The sequence below is a fragment of the Paenibacillus sp. PL2-23 genome, assembly GCF_040834005.1.
Taxonomy (GTDB): Bacteria; Bacillota; Bacilli; order Paenibacillales; family Paenibacillaceae; genus Pristimantibacillus.
The window spans coordinates 573,400-595,580 of the sequence record NZ_CP162129.1 but is presented as its reverse complement, the minus strand read 5'-3'; the positions used below and the strand labels follow the sequence as shown (position 1 = coordinate 595,580).

Annotated in this window: 23 protein-coding genes; 11 read left to right on the top strand and 12 right to left on the bottom strand. The window is 57.2% G+C overall.

Annotation, left to right across the window (positions count from 1 at the left end):
* Positions 1-29 precede the first annotated feature (29 nt).
* Entirely contained in the window at positions 30-797 is a 768-nt protein-coding gene (locus tag AB1S56_RS02550; RefSeq protein ID WP_340870134.1) for a hypothetical protein, read from the top strand.
* A gap of 88 nt (positions 798-885) precedes the next feature.
* Here the strand turns inward: AB1S56_RS02550 and AB1S56_RS02545 are convergent, their stop codons facing one another.
* The 4 genes from AB1S56_RS02545 to AB1S56_RS02530 form a co-directional block, all read right to left on the bottom strand.
* Complete coding sequence (locus AB1S56_RS02545; RefSeq protein WP_340870135.1) at positions 886-1,182, bottom strand: DUF1048 domain-containing protein; 297 nt, start codon at positions 1,180-1,182, stop codon at positions 886-888.
* Positions 1,183-1,193: 11 nt separating this feature from the next.
* The gene (locus AB1S56_RS02540) at positions 1,194-1,541 is read right to left on the bottom strand and encodes a DUF1048 domain-containing protein (protein ID WP_340870136.1); all 348 of its coding nucleotides are present in this window, start codon (positions 1,539-1,541) and stop codon (positions 1,194-1,196) included.
* Positions 1,538-1,846 (bottom strand): PadR family transcriptional regulator, encoded by a 309-nt coding sequence (locus AB1S56_RS02535; protein WP_340870137.1) that lies wholly within the window; start codon positions 1,844-1,846, stop codon positions 1,538-1,540. The genes AB1S56_RS02540 and AB1S56_RS02535 overlap by 4 nt, the downstream gene beginning before the upstream one ends.
* A gap of 331 nt (positions 1,847-2,177) precedes the next feature.
* Positions 2,178-2,723: a hypothetical protein gene (locus AB1S56_RS02530; protein ID WP_367903419.1), complete on the bottom strand. Its 546-nt coding sequence runs from the start codon at positions 2,721-2,723 to the stop codon at positions 2,178-2,180.
* Positions 2,724-3,111: 388 nt separating this feature from the next.
* Here AB1S56_RS02530 and AB1S56_RS02525 point away from each other — a divergent pair, with 388 nt between their 5' ends.
* The 4 genes from AB1S56_RS02525 to AB1S56_RS02510 are packed head-to-tail and all read left to right on the top strand — an operon-like array spanning position 3,112 to position 8,238.
* A complete protein-coding gene (locus tag AB1S56_RS02525) occupies positions 3,112-3,417 on the top strand; it encodes a hypothetical protein (RefSeq protein ID WP_340870140.1) in 306 nt (101 codons plus the stop codon).
* Between the two features lie 19 nt (positions 3,418-3,436).
* Complete coding sequence (locus AB1S56_RS02520) at positions 3,437-3,742, top strand: hypothetical protein (protein WP_340870141.1); 306 nt, start codon at positions 3,437-3,439, stop codon at positions 3,740-3,742.
* Between the two features lie 13 nt (positions 3,743-3,755).
* On the top strand, positions 3,756-7,409 hold the full coding sequence (locus AB1S56_RS02515; RefSeq protein WP_340870142.1) for a multicopper oxidase domain-containing protein: 3,654 nt from the start codon (positions 3,756-3,758) through the stop codon (positions 7,407-7,409).
* Between the two features lie 7 nt (positions 7,410-7,416).
* A complete protein-coding gene (locus AB1S56_RS02510) occupies positions 7,417-8,238 on the top strand; it encodes a hypothetical protein (protein ID WP_340870144.1) in 822 nt (273 codons plus the stop codon).
* 29 nt (positions 8,239-8,267) lie between these two features.
* Here the strand turns inward: AB1S56_RS02510 and AB1S56_RS02505 are convergent, their stop codons facing one another.
* Genes AB1S56_RS02505 through allB form a run of 3 tightly spaced genes read right to left on the bottom strand, consistent with a single transcriptional unit; the run spans position 8,268 to position 12,194 of the window.
* The gene (locus AB1S56_RS02505) at positions 8,268-9,503 is read right to left on the bottom strand and encodes an alanine--glyoxylate aminotransferase family protein (RefSeq protein WP_340870260.1); all 1,236 of its coding nucleotides are present in this window, start codon (positions 9,501-9,503) and stop codon (positions 8,268-8,270) included.
* The gene (locus tag AB1S56_RS02500; protein ID WP_340870146.1) at positions 9,503-10,798 is read right to left on the bottom strand and encodes a M20 family metallo-hydrolase; all 1,296 of its coding nucleotides are present in this window, start codon (positions 10,796-10,798) and stop codon (positions 9,503-9,505) included. The genes AB1S56_RS02505 and AB1S56_RS02500 overlap by 1 nt, the downstream gene beginning before the upstream one ends.
* Before the next feature lie 22 nt (positions 10,799-10,820).
* Positions 10,821-12,194, bottom strand: coding sequence for an allantoinase AllB (gene allB / locus AB1S56_RS02495; protein ID WP_340870147.1), 1,374 nt, complete (start codon positions 12,192-12,194; stop codon positions 10,821-10,823).
* Between the two features lie 347 nt (positions 12,195-12,541).
* Here allB and AB1S56_RS02490 point away from each other — a divergent pair, with 347 nt between their 5' ends.
* The 4 genes from AB1S56_RS02490 to AB1S56_RS02475 all read left to right on the top strand — a co-directional run bounded on the left by AB1S56_RS02490 (position 12,542) and on the right by AB1S56_RS02475 (position 15,826).
* A complete protein-coding gene (locus tag AB1S56_RS02490) occupies positions 12,542-12,919 on the top strand; it encodes a GntR family transcriptional regulator (RefSeq protein WP_340870149.1) in 378 nt (125 codons plus the stop codon).
* A gap of 77 nt (positions 12,920-12,996) precedes the next feature.
* Complete coding sequence (locus AB1S56_RS02485) at positions 12,997-13,764, top strand: hypothetical protein (RefSeq protein ID WP_340870150.1); 768 nt, start codon at positions 12,997-12,999, stop codon at positions 13,762-13,764.
* Between the two features lie 21 nt (positions 13,765-13,785).
* A complete protein-coding gene (locus AB1S56_RS02480; RefSeq protein WP_340870151.1) occupies positions 13,786-15,096 on the top strand; it encodes a hypothetical protein in 1,311 nt (436 codons plus the stop codon).
* Between the two features lie 16 nt (positions 15,097-15,112).
* Entirely contained in the window at positions 15,113-15,826 is a 714-nt protein-coding gene (locus AB1S56_RS02475; RefSeq protein WP_340870154.1) for an ABC transporter ATP-binding protein, read from the top strand.
* 15 nt (positions 15,827-15,841) lie between these two features.
* On the opposite strand, the gene AB1S56_RS02470 is transcribed toward AB1S56_RS02475, so the two are convergent.
* The 3 genes from AB1S56_RS02470 to AB1S56_RS02460 are packed head-to-tail and all read right to left on the bottom strand — an operon-like array spanning position 15,842 to position 17,539.
* Entirely contained in the window at positions 15,842-16,387 is a 546-nt protein-coding gene (locus tag AB1S56_RS02470) for a chromate transporter (RefSeq protein WP_340870261.1), read from the bottom strand.
* Between the two features lie 9 nt (positions 16,388-16,396).
* Positions 16,397-17,065: a chromate transporter gene (locus AB1S56_RS02465; RefSeq protein WP_340870155.1), complete on the bottom strand. Its 669-nt coding sequence runs from the start codon at positions 17,063-17,065 to the stop codon at positions 16,397-16,399.
* 3 nt (positions 17,066-17,068) lie between these two features.
* Positions 17,069-17,539 (bottom strand): Lrp/AsnC family transcriptional regulator, encoded by a 471-nt coding sequence (locus tag AB1S56_RS02460; RefSeq protein ID WP_340870262.1) that lies wholly within the window; start codon positions 17,537-17,539, stop codon positions 17,069-17,071.
* Positions 17,540-17,788: 249 nt separating this feature from the next.
* On the opposite strand from AB1S56_RS02460, the gene ggt reads away from it, so the two are divergent.
* Together ggt and AB1S56_RS02450 are read left to right on the top strand one after the other, a co-directional pair.
* Positions 17,789-19,369, top strand: a complete 1,581-nt coding sequence (gene ggt / locus AB1S56_RS02455; RefSeq protein WP_340870156.1) for a gamma-glutamyltransferase — start codon at positions 17,789-17,791, stop codon at positions 19,367-19,369.
* A gap of 25 nt (positions 19,370-19,394) precedes the next feature.
* Positions 19,395-20,660 carry an amidase family protein gene (locus AB1S56_RS02450; RefSeq protein WP_340870157.1) on the top strand — a complete coding sequence of 422 codons (1,266 nt, stop codon included), beginning with the start codon at positions 19,395-19,397 and terminating at the stop codon, positions 20,658-20,660.
* A gap of 36 nt (positions 20,661-20,696) precedes the next feature.
* On the opposite strand, the gene AB1S56_RS02445 is transcribed toward AB1S56_RS02450, so the two are convergent.
* A complete protein-coding gene (locus AB1S56_RS02445) occupies positions 20,697-21,158 on the bottom strand; it encodes a hypothetical protein (RefSeq protein ID WP_340870159.1) in 462 nt (153 codons plus the stop codon).
* A gap of 221 nt (positions 21,159-21,379) precedes the next feature.
* Positions 21,380-22,180: an ABC transporter permease subunit gene (locus tag AB1S56_RS02440; protein WP_340870160.1), complete on the bottom strand. Its 801-nt coding sequence runs from the start codon at positions 22,178-22,180 to the stop codon at positions 21,380-21,382.
* Position 22,181 lies beyond the last annotated feature (1 nt).

The window sequence follows — 22,181 nt, the reverse complement described above, 5'->3', positions numbered from 1 at the left end:
TACAAGAGGATTACAGGGAGGATAAAAACGTGAGCAAATGCGGAATATTAGCAGCCGCACTACTGGCGACTGCCTTGCTGGCAGGCTGCTCCGGCGAGACAGGCAGCTCGGATAACAGCGCGGGAGGAGCTCCAATGCAAACCGGCGGAGCGAGGCAGCAAGCAGGCGGCGAAGGCGGGCCTCCGGGAATGGGAGGCGGAGGCGGCTTCGGCATGACGGATGATCATGGCAACGTGGCGAGCCTCATCGGGCAAGTGAAAAGCATAAACGGCAACGTTGTTACCGTGTACAAATCGGCCTTGGAGCCCGGAGCGATGGGCGGCGGAATGGGAGGCATGCGCCGCGAAGGCGGCGGCAGCAGACAAGGCGGACAGGCGACTGGTCAGGATGGGCAAGGCGAGGGACAGATCGGGGGCGGCGAGACCGCTGAACAGAACGGGCAGGACGGGGCGCTGAGCGGTGGCGGCACTCCACCAGCGGCTCAGGAGGGCGATGCGATGCCGGGCGAAGCCGGACAAGGACGCCCCGTCGGCGGCATGAGCATGTTCACCGAGGAGACCGTCGATGTTACGGTGACCGATACCACTGCCATTCAAGGCTCCTCGTTCGGGGAGAATGGCGTCGCGCTGACGGATATGGGCATTGCCGATTTGAAGGAAGGGGATATTTTGACCATTTGGCTCGTGGAAGGCTCGGAGGATGCCTCTCTCATCAGGCTTGGGGGCATGGGCGGCGCAATGGGAGGCGGCAGAGGGGCTATGGACGGACAGCCTCGGCAGCAGGCGCAGGGTAACTAGTCGTTTAAGCTGGATCGCCTATAAAACAAAACCATGCAGCCCCGATTCCCTTCGTCAACGAAGGCCAGAATCGGGGCTGCTGTATGTCTTAGAAGCCATCTATATCCCTATACGTGTTGGAATCCTGGATAAGCTCGTCGCAGAACGCGGCTACATCATGTCCCGTCACCTCAAGCACGCCCCTCCCCGAGGCCGCGCCTTCTTCGAACAAATCGACGATTCCTGAAAGCAGCCCCGTCCCTTCCGACAGCTCGACAGGCCCGACCTTAAAAAGATATTTTTGAATTTCCTTGTATACGATCTGGTAATCCTTCGGGAGCGCTTTGACGCGGGCAACGTGCGCTCGCCACTCTTTTTTGCCTTCGATGATATCCCGGATGCTCATGTAATCCCCTCCTATTGGCCTAACTTTTTGGCTATACTCTGGTTGAGCTGCTGGCGCCACTTGTCTCGATAAGACTTAGCCCCTTCTTCGCCTGCCAGAGCCGAGCAGAAGCCTGGGATATCGCTGCCCAGAACCTCTTGAACGCTCTGTCCTTCCGCCGCGGATTCTTCCAGCAAGCCCAGCACGCCGTCAAGAATAGGCATGAGGTTACGTCCGGTGAAGTTGGAATGCGGAAAGAGATTGACGTTGATAGCCTGCCAAGCCGCTTGATAATCAGCAGGCAGCCTTTGGGCTCGCGCTTCAAAGCTTTTCATTTGTTTCGTCATGTCGCTGCCGGTCACTTTGTCCCAGAAGTTCATTGGCCTCTCCCCTTTAGTTCATTTATTCTGGATGAGACGAACTCCCACTTTTCCCAGAACCTTCGCAATTCCTCTCGCCCCGCATCATTAATGGCAAAAAACTTTCGCGGCGGCCCCATATCGGAGGGCTTCTTGGTGGTCTCCACTAGCTTATTCCTCTCCAGCCGGACCAAAATGGTATACACCGTTCCTTCCACAACATCCGTGAAGCCGAGGGCGTTCAAACGCCGCGTAATTTCGTACCCGTAGGTTTCTTCATGGCTAATAATCTCAAGAACACAGCCTTCAAGCGATCCCTTGAGCATTTCCGTTAGATTCTCCAGCACGCTCACTCCTTACTATTATGCACCAATGGTATGCAGTATCACTTACTACAACTACATGGTATAACTAAGTAGTGGGAATGTCAATAGCGAAGCTCTGATCAGGGCTTGTGCTTTTAAGCAGCTTGGCCATCCCACTCCCTCTCGAATGATTTCCTTATTGCACACAACGAGCAATTTTATTCTATATGTAGGAGAGCAGAGAACTGGATTTCAACTGAGGACGCAAGCCCTCTATTGGCTTTCCAGTTCCCCTTTCATCAAACCTGGCGTCTGCCAAGTTACGGAACTCCATAATGTCTATTGAAATCGCTTATGAGCCAGCCTCTCCAAATCCTGTGTCTGTCCGCCCTGCTTCAATCACCTCCAATTCCGATCTGCCCGAGCAATGCGGGCAAGGATGGCGATCCTCACAACCACGGCAGCACTTGCATGGATTGCAGGAGCGATCCTCCCAGAGCAGATTGCAGATTCGATCCAGCAGCACCGTTTCGACCATCTGATTGCTCTTCTTCACATCTACATAATTAGTTCCCGTATTACAGAGAATGCCTTCTACCTCTTCCTTGACTCCCGCACATTCGTATACGATCTTGACCTTACAGCCCTTCATCCGGAACAACTGGAACGACAGGTTTCCGTTCAAGCCATTGAAGTTCAGACGAAAATCATTCGCGCATAGAGAGCAGGAAGATAATAGAAAGGGTGCGCTGCAATGTGCTCCGACCCAATGACCCTGGCAACCGCAGCCCCTCGCATTCCCGTGATGGCTTCCGCAACGGCACGGCAATGGAGGCGCGCAGCCTCCGCCGTGCATCCATTCGCGGCCATGCTCGTTATACGGTCGGTGCCTCGGCACCCGTGCTCCCTCATGATGCTCCCACAGCAATCGGTCATTGCCTGCCCTCACGCCTGAATGCTTGTGACAACCACAGGACATGGCTTCACATCTCCGCTTGTTCTTTTCTCCCCAGTACATCTCGGCCTCCACATGCATAACACGGTGCGAACAAGCATCCGTATTCTTCCTGCAACATTTTTTCTCTTTTCCCAAACAGAATCACTCCCTTCATTCTCGCTTCTGTACTGTATGTCCAGCATCGCAAGCTTGTCAGGGATACTATTACCCTCTCTCTCTATTTATGCGCATGACTACCTGCAATAGCTGATACATTCAACAGGTGGCAATCATAGATTAGCTCTATCACAGCTATTCTTATGAACAGCACAATGAGGAGGATTAAAGTATGAGTGCCAGCCGCGGTAAGGAGAGTCCCATTCTTCCAGAGAACCAGCTTTTTGCAGACATGCTGGGCAAGGACATCTTGCTTGCCACCAACGACAACCAGCTGAATATACTCGGACAGACATTCCGACCGATATTCACAGGGACAGTAACCGAGGTCACCAACGGCTTCCTGACGCTGTCCCCCGCTATCATCAAGATGTCCAATGCACCCTTCTATCATTTCCCTACGCCCCTGAGCATTCCGTTAGAAAGCATTGCCTGGTTCACCCCATTCGATTCCGATAGACGCATACCATTAACATAAACGGCCGGAGGTCATCCTTATGAAGAAAGGCAAGCATGACAAGAAATATGGGATGGATATTAACGCCATTCGGCAGTATGCCTTATGTCAGGAGTTTGAGAGGAATGTCGGACAACGGGCATTCATTCTGATTAGTGCTTATCCATTCATGATCATTGGCACTATCGTACGGGTCCACTCTGATTTCGTATTCATTGAGACGGAGGTAACCAATATCGCGGAGCTCGATAATGAGCTGTTCCGCCTGCATATTGACCAAATTGCGGTATTCTATATCGAAGATGGGAACTGCCGCATTCCGGAATTCCGGGAGCAATCCTGTTAGAGGAGGGATAGACTTGCTCAGACGATTCCATATCGTTGCCATACCGATTCGGATCGTGTTCAACAGGTTCGGAGATCATGATCCCAACGGCATGATGTATGTGCTGAAGGAGAATGAAGAGCAAGTACAGCTGCAGGTCGCCCGCAATCCGTGCATGCCGGTGAAGCTTGTGGAGCCCCTTGTCATCAGGGCAAATGCAGGAGATTGTATTGAGGTTCTATTCGAGAATAAGCTTACATTCAGCACATCCATGCATATTGCCAAGGCGGAATACAGCGTAGTCCAATCCGACGGCGCCTCTGTCGGTCTTAATCCGAACACCACTGTTCCACCCGGCGGCACGATTATTTATCGCTGGCAAGTATTCGAGGAGGGTGCTTATTTCTTCTCCGATCTCGGCAATCCCTTGTCTTCAGAGCTGGGCAGCAATGTCCACGGGTTATACGGTGCGTTATTCGTCGAGCCCCGAGGCTCCTGGTGGACTGATCCTGTAACAGGCCTGCCGCTGAAGAGCGGACTGTATGCCGACGTTCATAATCCGCTGCTTCCGTCATACCGGGAATTCGGTTTTTTCTTCCAAGATGAACCAGAGGTAGACGCTATGAATGGCGAAGCTCCCATTAGCCCGCACACGCTCCAGCCGGAATCCACTCATGTTGTCAATTATCGTTCCGAACCGATGCGCAACCGCCTGCTCCTCATCCATGAGGGCGTCGTCTGCCCAAACTGTGAGGGCGAGGAGGTGCATCACGATTCATGGGTGTTCGGCGATCCCGCTACTCCTGTTCTTCCCGCATATGTCGGAGATCCCATCAAGATTCGGCTCCTGCACGGCGGGAGCAAAGAAACCCATGTCTTCCACTATCATGTGCATCAGTGGCTGCAGGAGCCGACCGACATCGACTCGGAAATTGTAGACTCTCAAGCCATATCGCCGCAGAACAACTATTTGATTACCCCCCTGTATGGCGCTGGAAGCCTGCAGGGCGCTTATGGCGACGTCATTATTCACTGCCACTTGTATCCGCACTTCGGGGAAGGGATGTGGGGCATTCAGCGAATTTTCAACACTCTGCAGGATGGATCGCAATGTTATCCTAACGGGCTTCCCATCGAGCCCTTGCAGCCGCTGCCGACACAACCGTGCCCGCCTGAGCCGACACCTGAATGTCCAGGATTTCCGAATTTTGTTCCCGGCATTGTTGGATACAAGGCACCGCGTCCGCCTTTTGCAACAGATCGGGAAATCACGGTGCTTGAGCGCAATGCTTTCGCTCCAAACGCAGTACCGGGGGCCGTGTTCGTAAATCCTTGTCCTCCAGAAGCGCCCGTCCGGGTATTTCATATCTCCTTGATCCAGATGCCCATCATGTATAACAAAGCGGGCTGGCATGACCCGGAAGGGAGGTTATATGTGCTCGACGAGGATGAAGAGGCGGTGTTATCCGGAAGGAAGGCTCCAGAGCCACTGATTATTCGTGCCAACGCGGGGGAATGCATCCGGCTGCACTTTACGAATAAGCTTCCTGAGGTGCTTGGCGGCAACGCCTTTCAACTGATGACTCGAACCTATGAAGCGGGCATGCATGTGCACTTTGTGAAATTCGATCCGCTGGTAGCAGACGGAGCCAATGTCGGCTGGAACTACGATTCCTCTGTCCTGCCGGGTGACACCATTACGTACCAATGGTTTGCCGATGTTGAGCTTAAGTCCACCTTCTGGCATGACCATCTGTTCGCCAACGAGCATCAGATGCATGGCGTATTCGCAGGTATTAATATTGAGCCCCGTTTCTCCTCCTTCCATGACCCCTATTCGGGGGAGGAGCTTCGGTCAGGGACACAGGCTATGGTTACGAATCCGCTCATTCCGGATTTTCGTGAGCTGACGCTGCTCGTCCAGGATTTCACCATGCTCTTCGACGTGCACAACAGACCGCTTAATCCACCGAAATATCCGGGCTCGATGGACGACCCCGGGGTAATGGCGGTTAATTACCGCAATGAGCCGCTGCAATTCCGGTTGACGGAGCCTCATCATGACCCCGCTTACGTATTTAGCTCCTGGATGCATGGGGACCCGGTAACGCCGCTGCTGGAAACCTATAACGGCGACCCTGTGCGAATCCGTCTACTCCAAGGAGCGCATGAGGAATCGCACAGCTTCAATCTGCACCGGCAGCGCTGGCACGCGGAGCGACCTGATCTGAATTCGGAGCTGACACAACAGCAGCATATCGGCATTTCCGAATCGTTCACGATGGAATTTTTTATGGATGGAGAAGGAGATTTCGATACACTCTATCATTTCGGGTCCGTTGACGACCTATGGCTTGGGAACTGGGGAATTATCCGAAGCTTCGGAGAAGCCACACCTCATCTGCTGCCGCTTCCTGACCGTCCGGCTCCTCCACCAAGAACAATGCCTCTGCCTTGTCCTACCGGTGCAGCGCCGCCGCCGGCTCCCTCGCCGGGGAACCCGTGCCCGCCCGGAGCGCCTGTGCGCCGCTATGAGGTCGTTGCAGTAGAGACGCCTATAGTCTATAACGCATACGGAGACCATGATCCTGTCGGCATCATCTTCGCTCTAGCGGAGGATGTGCCGGCAATCCTTCAAGGCAGCTTGAATCCAGAGCCGCTTATTCTAAGGGCAAATGTCGGAGAATGTGTGGAGGTTCTTCTGCATAACCAGCTTGCCCCATTGTGTCACAAAGACCCATTGCATGGATATCCTGCCGTTCCGGTGGAAGTGCCCTTCAGCCCTTCCAGACGAATATCCCTGCACGCCCAGCTGGTTCAATATGATGTAAGAGGATCCGACGGAGCAGCAGTGGGCTACAACCCCGATTCAACTGTTGGCCCGGGCGAGTGCATCACCTATCGCTGGTATATCGATCTGCCTGTCGGCTCCGCCAACCTGGTCGATATGGCGGATATTCGCCATCATCGCCATCACGGCGCCTTCGGCTTGCTCATTACCGAGCCGCGAGGCTCTATCTATCTGGATCCGGCTACCCGGACAGCTGTTCAATCTGGAAGCCAGGTCGTCATCTCTAACCCGTTCGGGGAGTTCCGCGAGTTCGCAATAGTTATGCACGACGGCGTCAAGCTATTCGACAAGGAAGGTAATCTGATTGTAGACCCGCAGCCGGTATATGGAGACCATGTGGAATTCGAGGATTTCGAGGATCAAGGCTCACGCGCTTTTAATTACCGGGCGGAACGCTTCAGGAATCGCCTTATCTGCAATCCGGATGTGTCCCAGGTATTCAGCTCCAGCATTCACGGCGATCCTGCGACGCCGCTCTTCCTGGCTTATCCAGGCGACCCTGTTGTCATTCGATTCATATTCCCAGCGGATCGGGCCCGGGCACACTCCTTCACCATCCATGGACATTCATGGCTGGATGATGACGATGACGTGTACTCTAGTCACGTCGGCGTGGAGGGACAAATTACAGTCGGGCATGCCACTGACCTCCCCCTGTTCTACGGAGCAGGAGGCTACTACCAGCTGCCGGGAGACTATATGTACCGCTCGGGATTGATTCGTTGGGACCTGGAGCTGGGAGTATGGGGAATTATGCGTGTACTGGGAGAACCCTGCGCCTGTCTGCTGCCTTTGCGGCAGACACAATTACGCTTGCGAAGCAACCAAGGAGGTTGATTGCAGGATGCACCATCCATTCAACGGGAATAGCCTTTTCAAGTCAAGCCATTCGTATACATTCTGCCATCACGATGCCTTACCCTGCGGGCAGCAGGAATTGCTGCCCGCAGTCGCGGTAGATCCCTGCTCCCCTCCCGCCTGCCCGCCGCGCGTGCCGACTCCCCGATTCCATTCGCCGACCAGCCCGTTGCCGCCAGAGAAGCTGCACCACCTGCGGGCTTGCATAGCTGAGATGAATCAAACGCTGAGGACACTCGGCAATCCTCAGGATTCGCCCGCCATTAATCCCGGCAACCAGCGGCAGCTGCAGCTGGACCTGCACGCCCTCAAGGGGCAGCGCGTGACCGCCTCGTTGTCTGTAGAAGGGGCAGAGCCTGCTTCCGGTTGGCTCGCTGCGGCAGGGGGGGATTTCATTCTATTGGCAAATAGGGAGGAGCAGCGGCTCATTCCGTTCATTCGACTGTCATCGATTCGCAGCCAATCAAGTATGCAGCATCAGGCGGACGGGCATGAGCCCAGTCTCTTAAATCTTGACGAATGCACGCGTAGAGCCATTACATTGTGCTTTGGGGAAATTGTCGGGAGAAGCGCCGAGCTGATGAATCTCTTCTTCGGCATTCCCCTCCGCTCCTTCCTGCTCCTCCTCATCGGCTGCTCCGTGCAAGTGTATCTGGCGAACGAGACCGAGCCTGTATGCGGTGTCCTGCTTTCGGTAGAGCGAGAGCGAATTGCTGTATGCATACACGCCGGAAATCTAAGCATTATTCATCTGGCACAAATATCATTTATTACCTATTCAGGTGCCTCTTATAATGAATGTCCATAGCTCGGACTGAATAACGATTCGTTGAAAGACTACCCAATCCCATAAACGTCCATCGCCGCCTGCAGCCCGGCTCCCGCGTCCAGCTTGCAGCCGTGCCGCAGCAGTACGGCCTCGAAGGCGCCCAGCGTCAGCAGCACATTACGCTTGCTGCAGCTGTAGCCCATCGTGCCGATCCGCCAGATTCGGCCCTTCAGCGGGCCGAACGAGCTGGCGATCTCGATGCCGAAATCGCTGAGCAGCATCGAGCGGACGGATTCGCCGTCAATTCCTTCCGGAATTTCGATGCAGGTGACGACCGGCATCTTGCAGGATGGATCGCCATACAGCGTCAGCCCCATCGCTTCAATGCCCGCCACAAGCGCCGCTTCCTGCTCACGATGGCGGGCAAACCTCGCCTCCAGTCCTTCTTGCAGAACAAGTCGCAGCCCTTCGCGCAGGGCGTACAGCATCGTGGTCGCCTCCGTGTGATGGTTCAACCGGGCGGGGCTCCAATAATCCTGCAGCTGGCTCAGGTCGAGATAGTTGCTCTGAATTGGCCGCGGCACCAGATTGTGCTGCGCCTCCTCGTCACTCATTAATAGTCCGCGTTCAATGCGCTTGCGCTTCAGCAGCTTTGCTTCTGCCCGGCTATTATACGTAACGGGCGCAAGCCCCGACGGAACGGACAGGCATTTCTGCGTGCCGCCGATGACCGCATCAATCCCCCACTCGTCCGTCGCCACCTTCACGCCGCCAATCGTGGCGACCGCATCCACAACGAGCAGCGCGTCGATCTCGCGGCAGGCATCCCCGAGCCCATCGAGCGGCTGCAGCCGGCCCGTCGATGTCTCGCCATGCACCACAGCCACGAGGCGCGGCTGATGCGTCCGAATCGCCGATAGGATCTCCTCGGCCGCGAACACCGTCCCCCATTCCTTCTCCAGCCTTACGACGTCGGCGCCGCAGCGCCTTGCAATCTCGACAAGCAAGTGCCCGAATCGTCCGTATATGGGCACAAGCACCTTGTCTCCCGGCTCGATTAGGCTGACGAGCACCGCCTCAATGCCGGAGCGGGACGTGCCGTCCACGGGATAAGCCCACTGGTTGCCCGTCACAAACACCTCGCGCAGCATCTCCATCGTCTCGTTCATAAGCCCTGTGAATTCGGGATCGAACTGCCCCAGGATCGGATACGACATCGCCCGCAGAACGCGAGGATCAACCTCGACCGGGCCCGGCGTCATAATCGTCCGCGGCGACGGCGCCAAATCCATATAGCTTCTCATCACGCAAGCTCCCCCTCATAACCTAGTCGGTACAACAGCTTCGCCAGCACAAGTGCGCCGACAGCAAGCTCACTCGGAGCCGTATACTCCTCCGGCGAATGCGAGATACCGCCCCGGCTCGGCACAAACAGCATGGCGGAAGGGCAAATGCGGCTGAACATCTGCGCGTCATGCCCTGCTCCGCTCACCATGCGGCGATAGGATACGCCAAGACCCCCGCACGCGGCGTCCAGCATTCCCTTCAACCGGCTGTCCATTGGAGTCGGCTCCTCCCTGAACCACTCGGCGCAGGCAAAAGCCAGTCCTCTATGATTCGCTGCCTCGCGGAAGGCTTCGGAGAACCAGCCGCAGAACGCCTCCAGCCTCACCGGATCGGAGTGCCTGATGTCAACGGTAAATTCCACCTTCCCCGGCACAACATTCGGCACGTTAGGATGCACGGTCATTCGACCGGCCGTAGCGACTAGCGGCTCCCCATGCCGCGCAGCCTCCTCCCGCAGCAAAATAACCATTGCGCACGCGCCTTCCAGCGCGTCCTTGCGCATATGCATCGGCGTCGTGCCTGCATGATTGGCTTCCCCGGTCACCGTTACGACGAATCGCCGCTGCCCGACGATCGCATCCACGACGCCGACGGACAAGCCCTCACGCTCCAGCACGGCGCCTTGCTCAATATGCAGCTCAATAAAAGCCGCCATAGAGCCCTTCTCCCTGAGGGCCGTTCGGGCACTTCCTTCGCCGAAGCCGCACGCCTTCATCGCTTGCAAGAACGGGACGCCGTCGCCATCCTCCAGATTCGCGATGTCCGCGAACCCGCGCTCTCCCGTTATGCTTCCGGAGCCCCAGTACGCCATAGGGAATCGGCTTCCTTCTTCTTCGCTGAGCGACACGACCTCAATGCTGCGAAGCGGAGGACCGTATGTCTCCCGCAAATATTGCACCGCAGCAAGCGCCGCCGCGATCCCATACGCTCCGTCATATCGCCCCCCGTTCACGACGGTATCAATATGGGAGCCCGTTATGACAGCGGGCAGCTCAGCTTGGCTGCCCTGTAAAGTTCCATATAAGTTGCCCGCCTCGTCGAACGAGGGAACCAGCCCATTATTCCCCATAATCTCCTTCAGCGCCTGCTGGGCCTTCAGCCATTCCTTGGAGAAGAGCAGCCGAGTCACACCCGAGCCTTCGCTTGACGAGTAAAGGGCGAGCTCCTCCAAGAGATTCATGACCAGCATCTCCAGGCGCTGCAGCAGCTCTTCCTTTGTTTGCTCTGAGAGCGGCGCGTCCAGTCCCATCATTGTCAACTCCCTTGTGCCCAGCTTACTTGCAGCGCAGCCATTCCCCTTCCGGCTCCCCCTCAATTCCCGTCCGCCTGTTATAGATCACCCGCCCGCGCGATATTGTCGCCTGAATGGCGCAATGCATCGTCTCTCCGATGTACGGACTATGCTTGTGCTTGTGGTACAGCCCCTCCCGCTCCAGCACATAGCCGGCGTTCAGATCGAGCAGCGCCAGATCAGCGTCCGCTCCAATCCGGATCTCCCCCTTGCGGCTGGATAACCCGAACCGACGGGCTGGCTCCAGGCTGAGCATGCGGGTCAGCTTCGTGAGCGGTATGCCGCGTTTCACGTGGCCCTCCCCAATCATCAGCTCCATCGAGCTTTGCGCGCCCGCAATGCCGCCCCAGGCCGCGAATATGTCGTCTCCCGCCTTCATCTCTTCCGGACAGGGCGAATGGTCGGAAGCGATCATATCGACACAGCCCTCAGTTACTGCCCGCCAAAGCTTCTCCTGCTCCTCGGCGCTTCGCAGCGGAGGCGCGCACTTGGCAGCCGCTCCCTTCGTCGCCAGCGATGCGTCCGTCAGCTTGAGGTAATGCGGGCATGTCTCCAGCGTGACATCGAGCCCGCGCCGCTTCGCGCTTTCAATCGCCCTCACCCCCGCTTCGCTGCTTATATGGACGAAATGAAGGGCACAGCCCGTCTGTTCCGCATAAAATAACGCCCGATTCACCGCTTCCAGCTCGGCGATAATTGGCCGGGAAGCGGTATAGTCGCCCGCCGATACGCGCCCTGCTACCCGCATCTCCTCCGCCAGCTTGGAGACGATCGGCTCACTCTCCGCATGGAGCGCCAGCACCTTGCCCTCCGCAGCGATTCGCTTCATGCCCTCCAGCAGCGTATAATCGTCAACCTCGCGGAAGGCGTCTTCGCCAGGACCTCCGGCCGTCGACATGAAGGCCTTGTAGCCGGCAACGCCGGCCTCGCGCAGCGGCGCTAGATGCTCCAGCTTGCCTGGCACAAGACCGCCCCATAACGCAAAGTCCACATAGGAGCTGCTGCGGGCAGCGGCAAGCTTCTGCTCCAACGCCGCCACCGTCACGGTCGGCGGCAGTCCGTTCAGCGGCATATCGATATACGTCGTAACACCGCCTGCCGCCAGTGCCGCCGTGCCTGTTCGGAAGCCTTCCCAATCGCCCAGCCCCGGCTCGTTCAGATGCACGTGCGCGTCAACCATGCCTGCCATTACGGTTAAGCCCGTGGCATCGAATTCGATAGCGTCCGGCACGTCGCCGAGAGCGCCAATCTCGACAATTCGTCCGTCCTTAATGCCGATATCCATCACGCCGACGACATCCTTCAGCACAACCGATCCGCCCCGGATGACGAGATCGAACTTTTCACTCGGAATCATGTCGTTCGCCTGCCTTTCTATGGTGGCTAACAAGGCCGCCCGAAGGCGGCCCCGCATTGTTATCATTCTATTTCATGCCTTCATCATAATCGCTTCCCCGTTCATTGTCATTGTGCGTCTCCCCCAAAAAAATACAGCCGTTTTGAGCATATTACACAATTGCTCGCACGTCACAGCTTTGAGCGCTATGCCGCTCGCAAGCGTCAACGGCTGCCCCGCCCATTGGCGGGGAACATACCTTCCCGCGTTGAAATATAAGCCCAGTATAGAGAAAACTTCGCCTGGCGCTTTACAACGCTAGTGTATTATCCATATAATACATGGTAAGAAGAGGATGGTGACCGATTGTGCTTCACTTCAAAGAGCTGGCATTAGACGGCAAGGAGCCGGTATATATGCAGATTGCCGGCTACGTCAAGCGCCAGCTTCTTCTCGGACGCGTGGCCTCGGGCGACCGGCTTCCCTCCAGAAGGGATATTGCAGCGCAGCTGAACGTCAATCCCAACACGGTCCAGAAAGCGTTCAAGCTAATGGAGGAGGAAGGCTTCGTTCATACGAGCGGCAATCAGGGCAGCGTCATCTATGCGGATGCGGAATTATTGGCACGGATCGAGGAAGAACTGACGCGCGGGCTCGTTGTGTCGTTTATTTTATCGGCGAAGGAAATTAATCTGTCGTTCAAAAAGGTCATCGAGCTGGTGAGCGAGCATTGGGAGCGGCCTTGACGCCGTTTTTTTCATGAGCAGCATGTATTAGTTCAGTAATACATCAATCACAGCAATAACGATGAGGAGGATTGCAAATGAAAAGCTTCTACCGACTGCTGAACTATGAGCTCGGCACGATGCTGCGGGGTGTTCTGCTGCTATCGCTTGGCGCCGTTATCTCTCCGCTTATGTTCCTGTCCATCCATATGAATCACAGCTTTGCGATATATCAGCGATACGAGACGATTTATGCGGAGTCTGGCTGCATGATGGTATTCCTTGTATATCTGGCGGCGATGCTGGGCTTGTTCCTCAGATCGTTCTACTCCCATTATTCGAGTAGCCGCAGCATCTATACGCTGCTGGCGCTGCCCGTCCGCAGGGAGGCTCTCTACTTCAGCAAGCTGCTGGCGCTCATTATCTCCTTGATGACGCTGTGGGCGGCGCTCGCTCTCAGTATCTGGATCGGCTTCGGGATGGTAGAAGGGCAAATCAGCGGCGCAACAACCTTTCTGACCGCTCCTCACAACGGAGTATTCCTTGCCGCAATTCGGTCGAGCTTTCTGAGCATCGCGCTGCCATCCAACGCGCAAGCCCTGCTCTCCACGCTCAGCATCGGCGCCGCTTTGGCGACCGGCCTCTGTTACGCAGCCATCTGCGAGAGGAGCAAGCGATACTGGGGCTTCGCCGTGCTTGCCGCAGCAATCTACACCCTTATTCGAGCGCTGACTTATCGAATGAACATGCCCGCATCTCCATTCGAAACCTTCAGCCTGCAAGCCAACAGCCTCATTCTGCTGGCCTTCTCCGCATGGTTTGCTTGGCATGGCATGCGGCTTGTGAAGCGCGGCGCTATTGGATAAGAAAGGGGAGGACTTAAGCTCATGCGTATAGGTAGAAGACATGCCGCTCTATTACTCGCCGCGCTTAGCGCCGGGATAATCCTTATCACGTTATTCGTCATCGACACCTCGCGGAACAACGGAACGATAGAGCTCGTCGACCTGCTCGGCGACCGCTCCGCGCTTGACGGCATCGCGGTCGAAGGCGCGATTCGCGACGGCTATCACGAGATGCGCTTCCGCTGGGCGGACGGGCGCATAACGAAACAAACGAAAGTGCATGACGAGCCGCGCAATCTGAATACTTACTATGCACCCGGCATGCCGTTGCCTGTCGGCGACCGTTTCTACGAGATTTATCCGTCCTTCACATCCAATGACGATTACGAGGTTCGGTATTTCGACAATATAGACGGCTTTCGCGGTGACTTCGGCGGGATGGCATTCATCGATCCGTCGCTTGTCTATCACAGTGCCGCAAATAGTCGAGCGCATACGAACTATCAAGAGAAGGGACTCGCCTTTATCGGAGACCGCGTCTTCTACGCGCCGACAACGACCCGAGATTATACGGGAAGCAGCGGAATCTATGAGGTCATCCGTTTCTCCGGGCGCAATACGATGCAAGGAGAAGATTCGGAGCAGCCCGCAACAAAGCGGATTGCGGAGCTCGACTTGGAAGGAAATTCGCGTGATGAGCTGCAAGGACTCGAGGTGCTCGGGCTGGAAGCCGTGGACGGCAAGCTGGCTCTCATCGCGCTTGTCGACGGACGAATAGTCGTGAGAGGCTTCGATGCCGACAGTGGCGAGATCATTGGCGAGGCTGCGCTCGACACATTCGTACATACCACAACTGTAGAAGGCGGACAGCGGCCGGATGGCGAGACTTACCGGGAAAACTACGATGCGTATGCAGACGACGACACGGGCATCCTGACCCTCAAGCTTACGAGCACAAATTCAACGTCCTTGGAGAATCATCTTGCCATCATAAGCTTGTCCCTCCGGGAGGGAGTCCAGCTTGTTCATGAACAGTCTCTCGTTCATCCCGTCCGGGATGCGGAGCCAATCGAGGAGTACAGCAGGTTCAGCTTCCGGGACGGCAAGCTGTACGCCTTCAAGCGGATGCTCTCGCAGCCTCCGGATCTGTTCACCCGTTATGACGACTTAAAGATACGTTCCTTCTTCATCGAAGCCTATGAAGCCGGGGAACTAATCTATCGCGGAGAGCTTGTGACCGACATGAACGACGACCTCGTGCAGGAGCAGCATTTGGCGGAGCCTTACCAATTCCAATACGAGCCGTACCGCTATCGCCAGATGGAAGACGTGTTGTTCCGATCAACAGATTAGAGAGAGGAGAGGCGAGATGCTGGAGCTGAGTGACTTGTTCATCATGTACAAACACGCTTCTATGTCCGTGGGAGCCTTAACCGTACAGAGAGGAGCCATCGTCGGCCTGCTCGGCCCCAATGGCGCCGGCAAGACTACACTGCTTAAGGCCATCATGGGATTAACGGAGCTGGAGCAGGGCAGCGTAGCCTGGAACGGCCGGCCAATCCGGGAGCAATATGCGGAAGTCGCCTACATCACCGAAGAAGGCAGCATCCCCGCCGACATGAATGCGGCCGAGTTCGCCGAATTCCTCGCGGACTTCTACCCCCGATTCGACCGAGTGCGGTATGAGCAACTGCTTGACTTCTTTGAGCTGAATGACCGGATCAAGGTTAGCAAGATGTCCCGGGGCCAGCGCTCCAAGCTGGAGATATGCGCGGGCTTCTCCAAGGGCGCGAAGCTGATTCTGATGGATGAGCCGTTCCAAGGAAAGGACGTGTTCGCCAGGCGGGACTTCCTGAAGCTGATGGTCACGAGTCTGAAGGAGGACGAGACCTTTCTGATCTCAACGCATCTGGCGGACGAGATTGAGCATATCATCGACCGAGCCATCGTCATGCATGGCGGCCGCATCCGCGCGGATCTTGCCATCGACGAGCTTCATGCTCGCGGAATGACGCTGGAGCAGCTGCTAGCCGAAGCGTCCGGGTATGACGAGGAGCGCTATCGGCGTTTTCTCCCCGGCTAACTCCATCCCAGGGGCTCAAGCCGGCAACACAGGAATAACAATGCCGCCATAAGCGAACGCTGCCACGATCACAATGGCGGGATGCACCCTGCGGAATTGCATCAGCCAGAAGGCGATTGCAGCAATGATGAGCGACTGCAGCCAGCCGATCGACTCCACGGCGGATTCGCCCATCTGCCAGGTCAGCACCAGCATCATAATGGCGATGACCGGCTGCACGAGCAGCGTCATCCCCTTCACGATCGGCGACTGGCGATGCTTCTGCAGGATGTTCAGCAGAATAATTAGCGCCGCAGCCGACGGCACGATCGTAGCGGCCAGCGCGACGATTGCGCCGATCCAGCCGCCGACGTCGTACCCGACGAACGCCGCGATCTTCGTGGCGATGGGGCCGGGCAGCGCGTTGCCGAGCGCCAGAATGTTGGAGAACTCCTCCGGCGTCGCCCAAGCGTGGTTCGTTACGATCTCCCGGTACATAAGGGGAATCGAGGCGGGACCGCCTCCGTACCCCAGCACGTTGGCGATGAAGAAGCCGATGAGCAGCCACAGCCATTCCATCACATCCATTCGTCACCCCTCCTCCCTTACAGATGTATCATTCCGATGATCCTGATCACTCTGATTATCCCGTTCAGAGGGATTATTCCCTTCTCGGCGTTCCTCGCGCCTCCGCTTCCAGGCCGCCGACGCGCGCATATGGAAGGCTCCATATCCCAGAAACATTATGATGACAATCGCCGGATGAAGCTGCACGAGCTGCAACAGGCCAAACGCCAGGGCGAAGAAGCCGATCCCCAGATAGAGGCCTAGCCCTTTCACCGCTTTTTCGCCAAATTCGTACGCCATCACGCCCAGCATGACCGCGATGACGGGAATAACCGCCCCGATCATGCCCTGCACGATCGCCGAGCCGCTGAGCCATTGCACCGCCGACAGCAGCACAATCATCGCAATGCCAGACGGGACAATATGAGCAAGCACAGATACCGTCGCCCCCAGCACGCCCTTCTTGTGATAACCGAGATACGCCGCCATCTTGGTCGCGATTGGGCCCGGCAGTGCGTTGGCCAGCGCCAATATTTCGCCGAATTCCTCGTCATTCAGCCACTTGTAATGCGTTACCGCCTCGTAGCGGATCAGCGGAATGACCGACGGACCGCCGCCGTACCCCAGCACCCCCGTCTTCATCATCGCCCATGACAGCTGCATGTAGGCATTACCCGAGCTCGTCTCTCCCATCGCTTACAACCTCATTCCCATCCGGCTCTTATACCGGTTGATCAGCAGCTGACAATCCACATCCGTAATGCCCGGCAGCACGTACAACGTTTCTCGCATGAATCGCTCCATCTCCGCGTTGTCGCGGAACAATCCATGCATATGCAGCTTGCTCGGACCCGTCATATGATACAGGCTCGTCACGTACGGTTCGTCCGCCAGCCGGTCCGCTACCGCGTGCAGATGCTTCGGCTCCACCTCCACATTGAAAAAAGCCGACACCGCGATGCCGATCTTCTCCGGGTTGATGACCGCCGTGAATCGCTCGATGACGCCCGCTTCCATCAAGGCGTTCACCCGCGCCTGAACGGCCACCCTCGACAAGCCGATTTCCTTGGCCAAATCCGTGTAAGAAATTCTTCCGTTCATATTCAATTCCTTAATAATTTTCCGATCCACCTCATCAATTTCAATCGGCTTTGATAGATGCTCCATATGTTCCTTCACCCTCCGACCCCTCCGCTCAACACTGCAACCAAACTGTCATTTAGAAAATAAAACAAATCATATGATTACGATATGTCATATCATAAACTTGAATTCATACGTTTTCAATCACTTCTGTTATATTTTCTTACTTTTGTATTGCGACTTCACAAGGAAGGTGTTATGTTAAAGCCAAGATTCAATGTCATCTATCCTTCCACATATAGAAGCCGCGCGCTTCACATAGGAGTGATCTACATGAACCAACCGGTCATCGGCGGCGAAACCATGGTCGTCAGCCCTCACGTGCTGGCAAGCGCCGCGGGAGCGCGCATACTGGAGAGGGGCGGCAATGCATTTGACGCGGCCGTAGCGATCAGCGCCTGCCTTGCCGTCGTCTATCCCCATATGACAAGCATGGGCGGCGACTCCTTCTGGTTGACCTATCATCAAGGCGAAGGCGCTGTCCGGGGCTACAACGCCAGCGGCCGCTCGGGTTATGCCGCGGGCCTGCAGGCTTACGCTGACGTGAATGAAATTCCGAGGCGCGGCATTCGAAGCATCGTGACGGTTCCGGGCATGGTAGATGGCTGGCATGCCGTTCACAGCCGGTACGGGAAGCTCGGCTGGGGCGAGCTTCTCGCACCCGCCATCCATTACGCCCAGCACGGCTTCGCCATGACGCGCGACCAATTCTCGAACGCCTCGCAGCATGCGGGCGTGCTGGGCGCAATGGCGGAGACAGCGGCCATCTATCTGCCCGGCGGCAAGCCGCCCGCTCCGGGCGAACGATTCAGGCAATTGGCGATGGCGCGGACGCTTAAGCGAATTGCGGAGCATGGACGGGATGAATTTTATAAAGGGGATACCGCGAAGGAGATCGCATCCTTCCTGCTGAAGAACGGCGGATTGCTGACGTTAGACGATCTGGCCGATCATCAGGGGGACTGGGTCGAGCCCATCTCCGGCTCCTACAGGGGGCATACGCTGTACCAGATGCCGCCGAATTCGCAGGGCTTCTCCGGCATCCTGGCGCTGCAGATTCTGGAGCATGTTGATCTCTCGACGGTGGAGCACGGCTCATACGAATATTATCAGCTGTGCGTAGAAGCGCTGAAGCTTAGCTTCCGCGACCGCAACGCCTATCTGACGGACCCGGATTTCGCCGATATTCCGCTGGGCCGCCTGCTCTCCAAGAGCTACGCCGCCGAGCTGGCGGACTCCATTCGCCTCGACCGGGCGGCAGAGATCGCGTCGAAGCCGCTCGGCACCGACACAGCTTACGCGGCCGTTGTGGACGGGGAAGGGAATGCGGTTTCTTTTATCCAGAGCCTGTACTTCGAATTCGGGTCCGGCGTCGTGGCAGGCGATACCGGCATTCTGCTGCAGAACCGCGGCTCCTTCTTCTCGCTTAATCCCGGCCATGTCAACCGGCTCCAGCCGTTCAAACGGACCTTCCATACGCTTATGCCCGCGATGTCATGCGTGGATGGCAAGCCTTCGATTCTATATGGCACGCAGGGCGGCGAAGGACAGCCCCAGACGCAGACGGCCCTCTTCACGCGGATGGTGGATTACGGCATGAATCCGCAGCAGGCCATCCACGAGCCCCGCTGGGTGTGGGGACGAACATGGGGCGAGCCGACGCAGGAGCTTAAGCTGGAGGGCCGTATCGACGCCGACGTGGCGCGACGGCTGGCAGCAGCCGGCCATGCCGTGCGTCAGGTTGCAGACTTCGACGGCATTATGGGGCATGCCTGCGCGATCCGCCGGGATGAGCACGGGTTCCTGCAAGGGGGAGCGGACCCCCGCAGCGACGGCGGAGCGATTGGCTGGTGAATGGGAACGAGGGAGGACGACAGGGATGAATGATGTATGGAACGCCTATGTGAACGAAAGCCTGATCATTGAGGCTGCCGCGAGAGGACCTCTGAGCGGACTCGCCTTCGCGGTCAAAGACGTGTTCCACATCGCGGGTAAGACGGCGGGCGCAGGCAATCCAGATTGGCTGCGCACGCATGGCCCCGCCTCCCGTCATGCCGCTGTCATCGAGCGGCTGCTAGAGAGCGGCGCGCGCTTGAGAGGAACGACAATGACGGATGAGCTGATGTACAGCATTAACGGGGAGAATGCCCATTATGGAACGCCGCGCAATCCGAGCGCGCCGGGACGAATTCCAGGCGGCTCCTCAAGCGGCTCTGCCGTAGTGGCGGCAGCCGGACTCGCCGACTTCGCCGTCGGCACGGACACGGGAGGCTCGGTACGCGTGCCTGCCGCGTATTGCGGCGTATACGGCATTCGCCCAACGCATGGCGCGGTCAGCACCGACGGACTGATCCCCCTTGCGCCGAGCTTCGACACGGTCGGCTGGATGGCGCGCGAGCCGGAAACGATGCTGCGGGTGGGCCGTGTGCTGCTTGGTTCAGGAGCGACGACGGCGACGAAGCCGGAGACGGAGACGGAGGCCCTATCCCCCTCAGAACGGCTAAGGGGGGCGGATGGACCAATCGCCGACAGCGAGCTCGGGTTCAAGCGGCTCCTGCTCCCTATGGATATGTGGGCATTGGCGGATGGACATACTCGCGATACGTTAGCCGCCTGCTTGCCCATCCTCCGCGAGCTCGCGCCTAACAGAGCTGAATTGACCCTTGCACCGGAGGGCCTAAGCACCTGGATGAACGCGTTCCGCACGCTGCAAGGAGCGGAAATATGGTCGCAGCATGGCGAATGGGTAACCTCCGTGCAGCCACGCTTCGGACCAGGCATCGCAGAGCGCTTCCAATGGGCTGCTGCCATTAGCAGCGAGGAGCAGCTTGTTGCATCACACGTACGCCAAGCTGCCGCAAGCCGTATGGACGCGTTATTAGACGAGTCGACGCTCATCGTCGCGCCTACCGCGCCGTCGATCGCGCCGCTGCTGAACGGCAGCGGCGCGGAGGTTGAGCAGCGGCGCATGCAGACGCTGCAGCTATGCTGCGGCGCCGGGCTGGCCGGGCTGCCGCAAGCCACGCTCCCGCTTGTCGGCGAGGGCGGCCTGCCGATTGGGCTCAGCTTTATCGCGGCTCGGGGAACGGATCTTCGCCTGCTGGAGTGGCTACGGCTCGCCGGCGCGCGACTCCACACGAGCTAGCTTCGTCTGGGGAAGGGCGTTCGGCGCCCCAATCACCTAAGATCGAGTCAGATCCCCCAAGCTCCGGCGGGTCAGAAGCCATTTGATCACCTGGCCGACGCCCAAGCCGACCAGCATGCCGGCCAGTCCCAGGAACATGGCGCCTGCCCAGTTGCTGGAGTAGATGACGCCGATCGTCCCGAAGTATGCTCCGAACACAACGGGCACAACGGCATACGGCGACTGTCCGCCTCCCGCATCCCTGTAGGCATCCCAAATCGCGAACATATAAATGCAGGGATAGAACAACAGCCATTGGTAATCGGTATCGGCAATCGCCCGTGTTATATCTCCATGAAAGCTATTCATAATAAGCTGATTGAGACGAGCTTGATCATTAATGACGAATTCCAATGCGACGAGCAGCAATCCCTTAATGTAACGACCATTCAACAGTTGGCCGAATCCGGGAAACGCAATACTCCAGAGAATCGCTTCTGCGCGGCTGCATGTTCTCATCCTACCCTTTCACCCACTTCTGCTTGTCGAGCTTTTGGCGGCGATATCCCCTGGCTTGCCCGGGGACGAGCAACGTCCTTGGTATGAAGAGCTTCGTTCCTCACGCCGCTTTCATAACATACCATTTTCCAATAAAAGTTATTCATTCCAGCTTTATAAAACCCCAAACCCCCATTCCTACGCCAAAAAGGCCGCCATTCGGCGACCTCTCCATTTCCAATTTACAATCGCATATCCCTGCGTCCGTAACGAAGGAAAGCCACGGTAATAGACGCCAGCGCTATGCCCAGGGATAGGACAATAAATCTCAGCTCAAGCCCTTCCCCCAGAAGCCGTTCCGCCGCAAAATATTGGAATGGCGTCAAATAGCCCGCCGCCTCCAGTCTCCCGCTCATGTCGATGACGACCGACAGCAGAAACGCCAGCAGCATGACGCCTGCGGACGCCCCGACGGCCCGCTGCGGATGGCTTGACGATGCGGCGATGGCCAGCCCCGCTGCCCCAAATATAGACTGCGTCAGCAGCATTCCCGCCATAAATGGCCATATATCTCCCGCGACAGCCGCGGCGCCTCCATCCCCATGCGGCGCAACAAACGCAATTGAGCTGACCGCCATCACGGCAGTAAACAGCACCGACTGCAAGGCAACGGCCAGCAGCTTCTCCAGCAGCACTCGCGCTCTGCTGATCGGCTTCACGAACAGAAACTCCGCCGTTTTGTCCCGCTCCTCCTTCGCCAGCACATTCGCCCCCAGCATAGAGGCATGCACCGCCGCCATGATGAGGAGATACATATACAGCATGCCGTAATACCCCATGACGGTGGATATGTCCAGGCCATTCAGCCCGAATACCGCCTGCAGCGGCTTCGGCAGACCGCCCATCAGCTCGCTCATGGCCGTCCCGGAGCCCGCCATTCCTGCGAACTTGGCCATCCCGCTGCCCACCATCGCCACAATACCAGCCATCCAGATCAGCAACGGCTTCAGACTCGCCTTCATTTCTCTTCGCCATATATTCATG

Excerpts from the sequence above, each read along its gene's own strand:
- AB1S56_RS02545 (WP_340870135.1), bottom strand. The coding sequence starts at position 1,182 with ATGAGCATCCGGGATATCATCGAAGGCAAAAAAGAGTGGCGAGCGCAC.
- AB1S56_RS02540 (WP_340870136.1), bottom strand. The coding sequence starts at position 1,541 with ATGAACTTCTGGGACAAAGTGACCGGCAGCGACATGACGAAACAAATG.
- AB1S56_RS02535 (WP_340870137.1), bottom strand. The coding sequence starts at position 1,846 with ATGCTCAAGGGATCGCTTGAAGGCTGTGTTCTTGAGATTATTAGCCAT.
- AB1S56_RS02525 (WP_340870140.1), top strand. The coding sequence starts at position 3,112 with ATGAGTGCCAGCCGCGGTAAGGAGAGTCCCATTCTTCCAGAGAACCAG.
- AB1S56_RS02520 (WP_340870141.1), top strand. The coding sequence starts at position 3,437 with ATGAAGAAAGGCAAGCATGACAAGAAATATGGGATGGATATTAACGCC.
- AB1S56_RS02510 (WP_340870144.1), top strand. The coding sequence starts at position 7,417 with ATGCACCATCCATTCAACGGGAATAGCCTTTTCAAGTCAAGCCATTCG.
- AB1S56_RS02505 (WP_340870260.1), bottom strand. The coding sequence starts at position 9,503 with ATGAGAAGCTATATGGATTTGGCGCCGTCGCCGCGGACGATTATGACG.
- AB1S56_RS02500 (WP_340870146.1), bottom strand. The coding sequence starts at position 10,798 with ATGATGGGACTGGACGCGCCGCTCTCAGAGCAAACAAAGGAAGAGCTG.
- allB (WP_340870147.1), bottom strand. The coding sequence starts at position 12,194 with ATGATTCCGAGTGAAAAGTTCGATCTCGTCATCCGGGGCGGATCGGTT.
- AB1S56_RS02485 (WP_340870150.1), top strand. The coding sequence starts at position 12,997 with ATGAAAAGCTTCTACCGACTGCTGAACTATGAGCTCGGCACGATGCTG.
- AB1S56_RS02480 (WP_340870151.1), top strand. The coding sequence starts at position 13,786 with ATGCGTATAGGTAGAAGACATGCCGCTCTATTACTCGCCGCGCTTAGC.
- AB1S56_RS02475 (WP_340870154.1), top strand. The coding sequence starts at position 15,113 with ATGCTGGAGCTGAGTGACTTGTTCATCATGTACAAACACGCTTCTATG.
- AB1S56_RS02465 (WP_340870155.1), bottom strand. The coding sequence starts at position 17,065 with ATGGGAGAGACGAGCTCGGGTAATGCCTACATGCAGCTGTCATGGGCG.
- AB1S56_RS02460 (WP_340870262.1), bottom strand. The coding sequence starts at position 17,539 with ATGGAGCATCTATCAAAGCCGATTGAAATTGATGAGGTGGATCGGAAA.
- ggt (WP_340870156.1), top strand. The coding sequence starts at position 17,789 with ATGAACCAACCGGTCATCGGCGGCGAAACCATGGTCGTCAGCCCTCAC.
- AB1S56_RS02450 (WP_340870157.1), top strand. The coding sequence starts at position 19,395 with ATGAATGATGTATGGAACGCCTATGTGAACGAAAGCCTGATCATTGAG.
- AB1S56_RS02445 (WP_340870159.1), bottom strand. The coding sequence starts at position 21,158 with ATGAGAACATGCAGCCGCGCAGAAGCGATTCTCTGGAGTATTGCGTTT.
- AB1S56_RS02440 (WP_340870160.1), bottom strand. The coding sequence starts at position 22,180 with ATGAATATATGGCGAAGAGAAATGAAGGCGAGTCTGAAGCCGTTGCTG.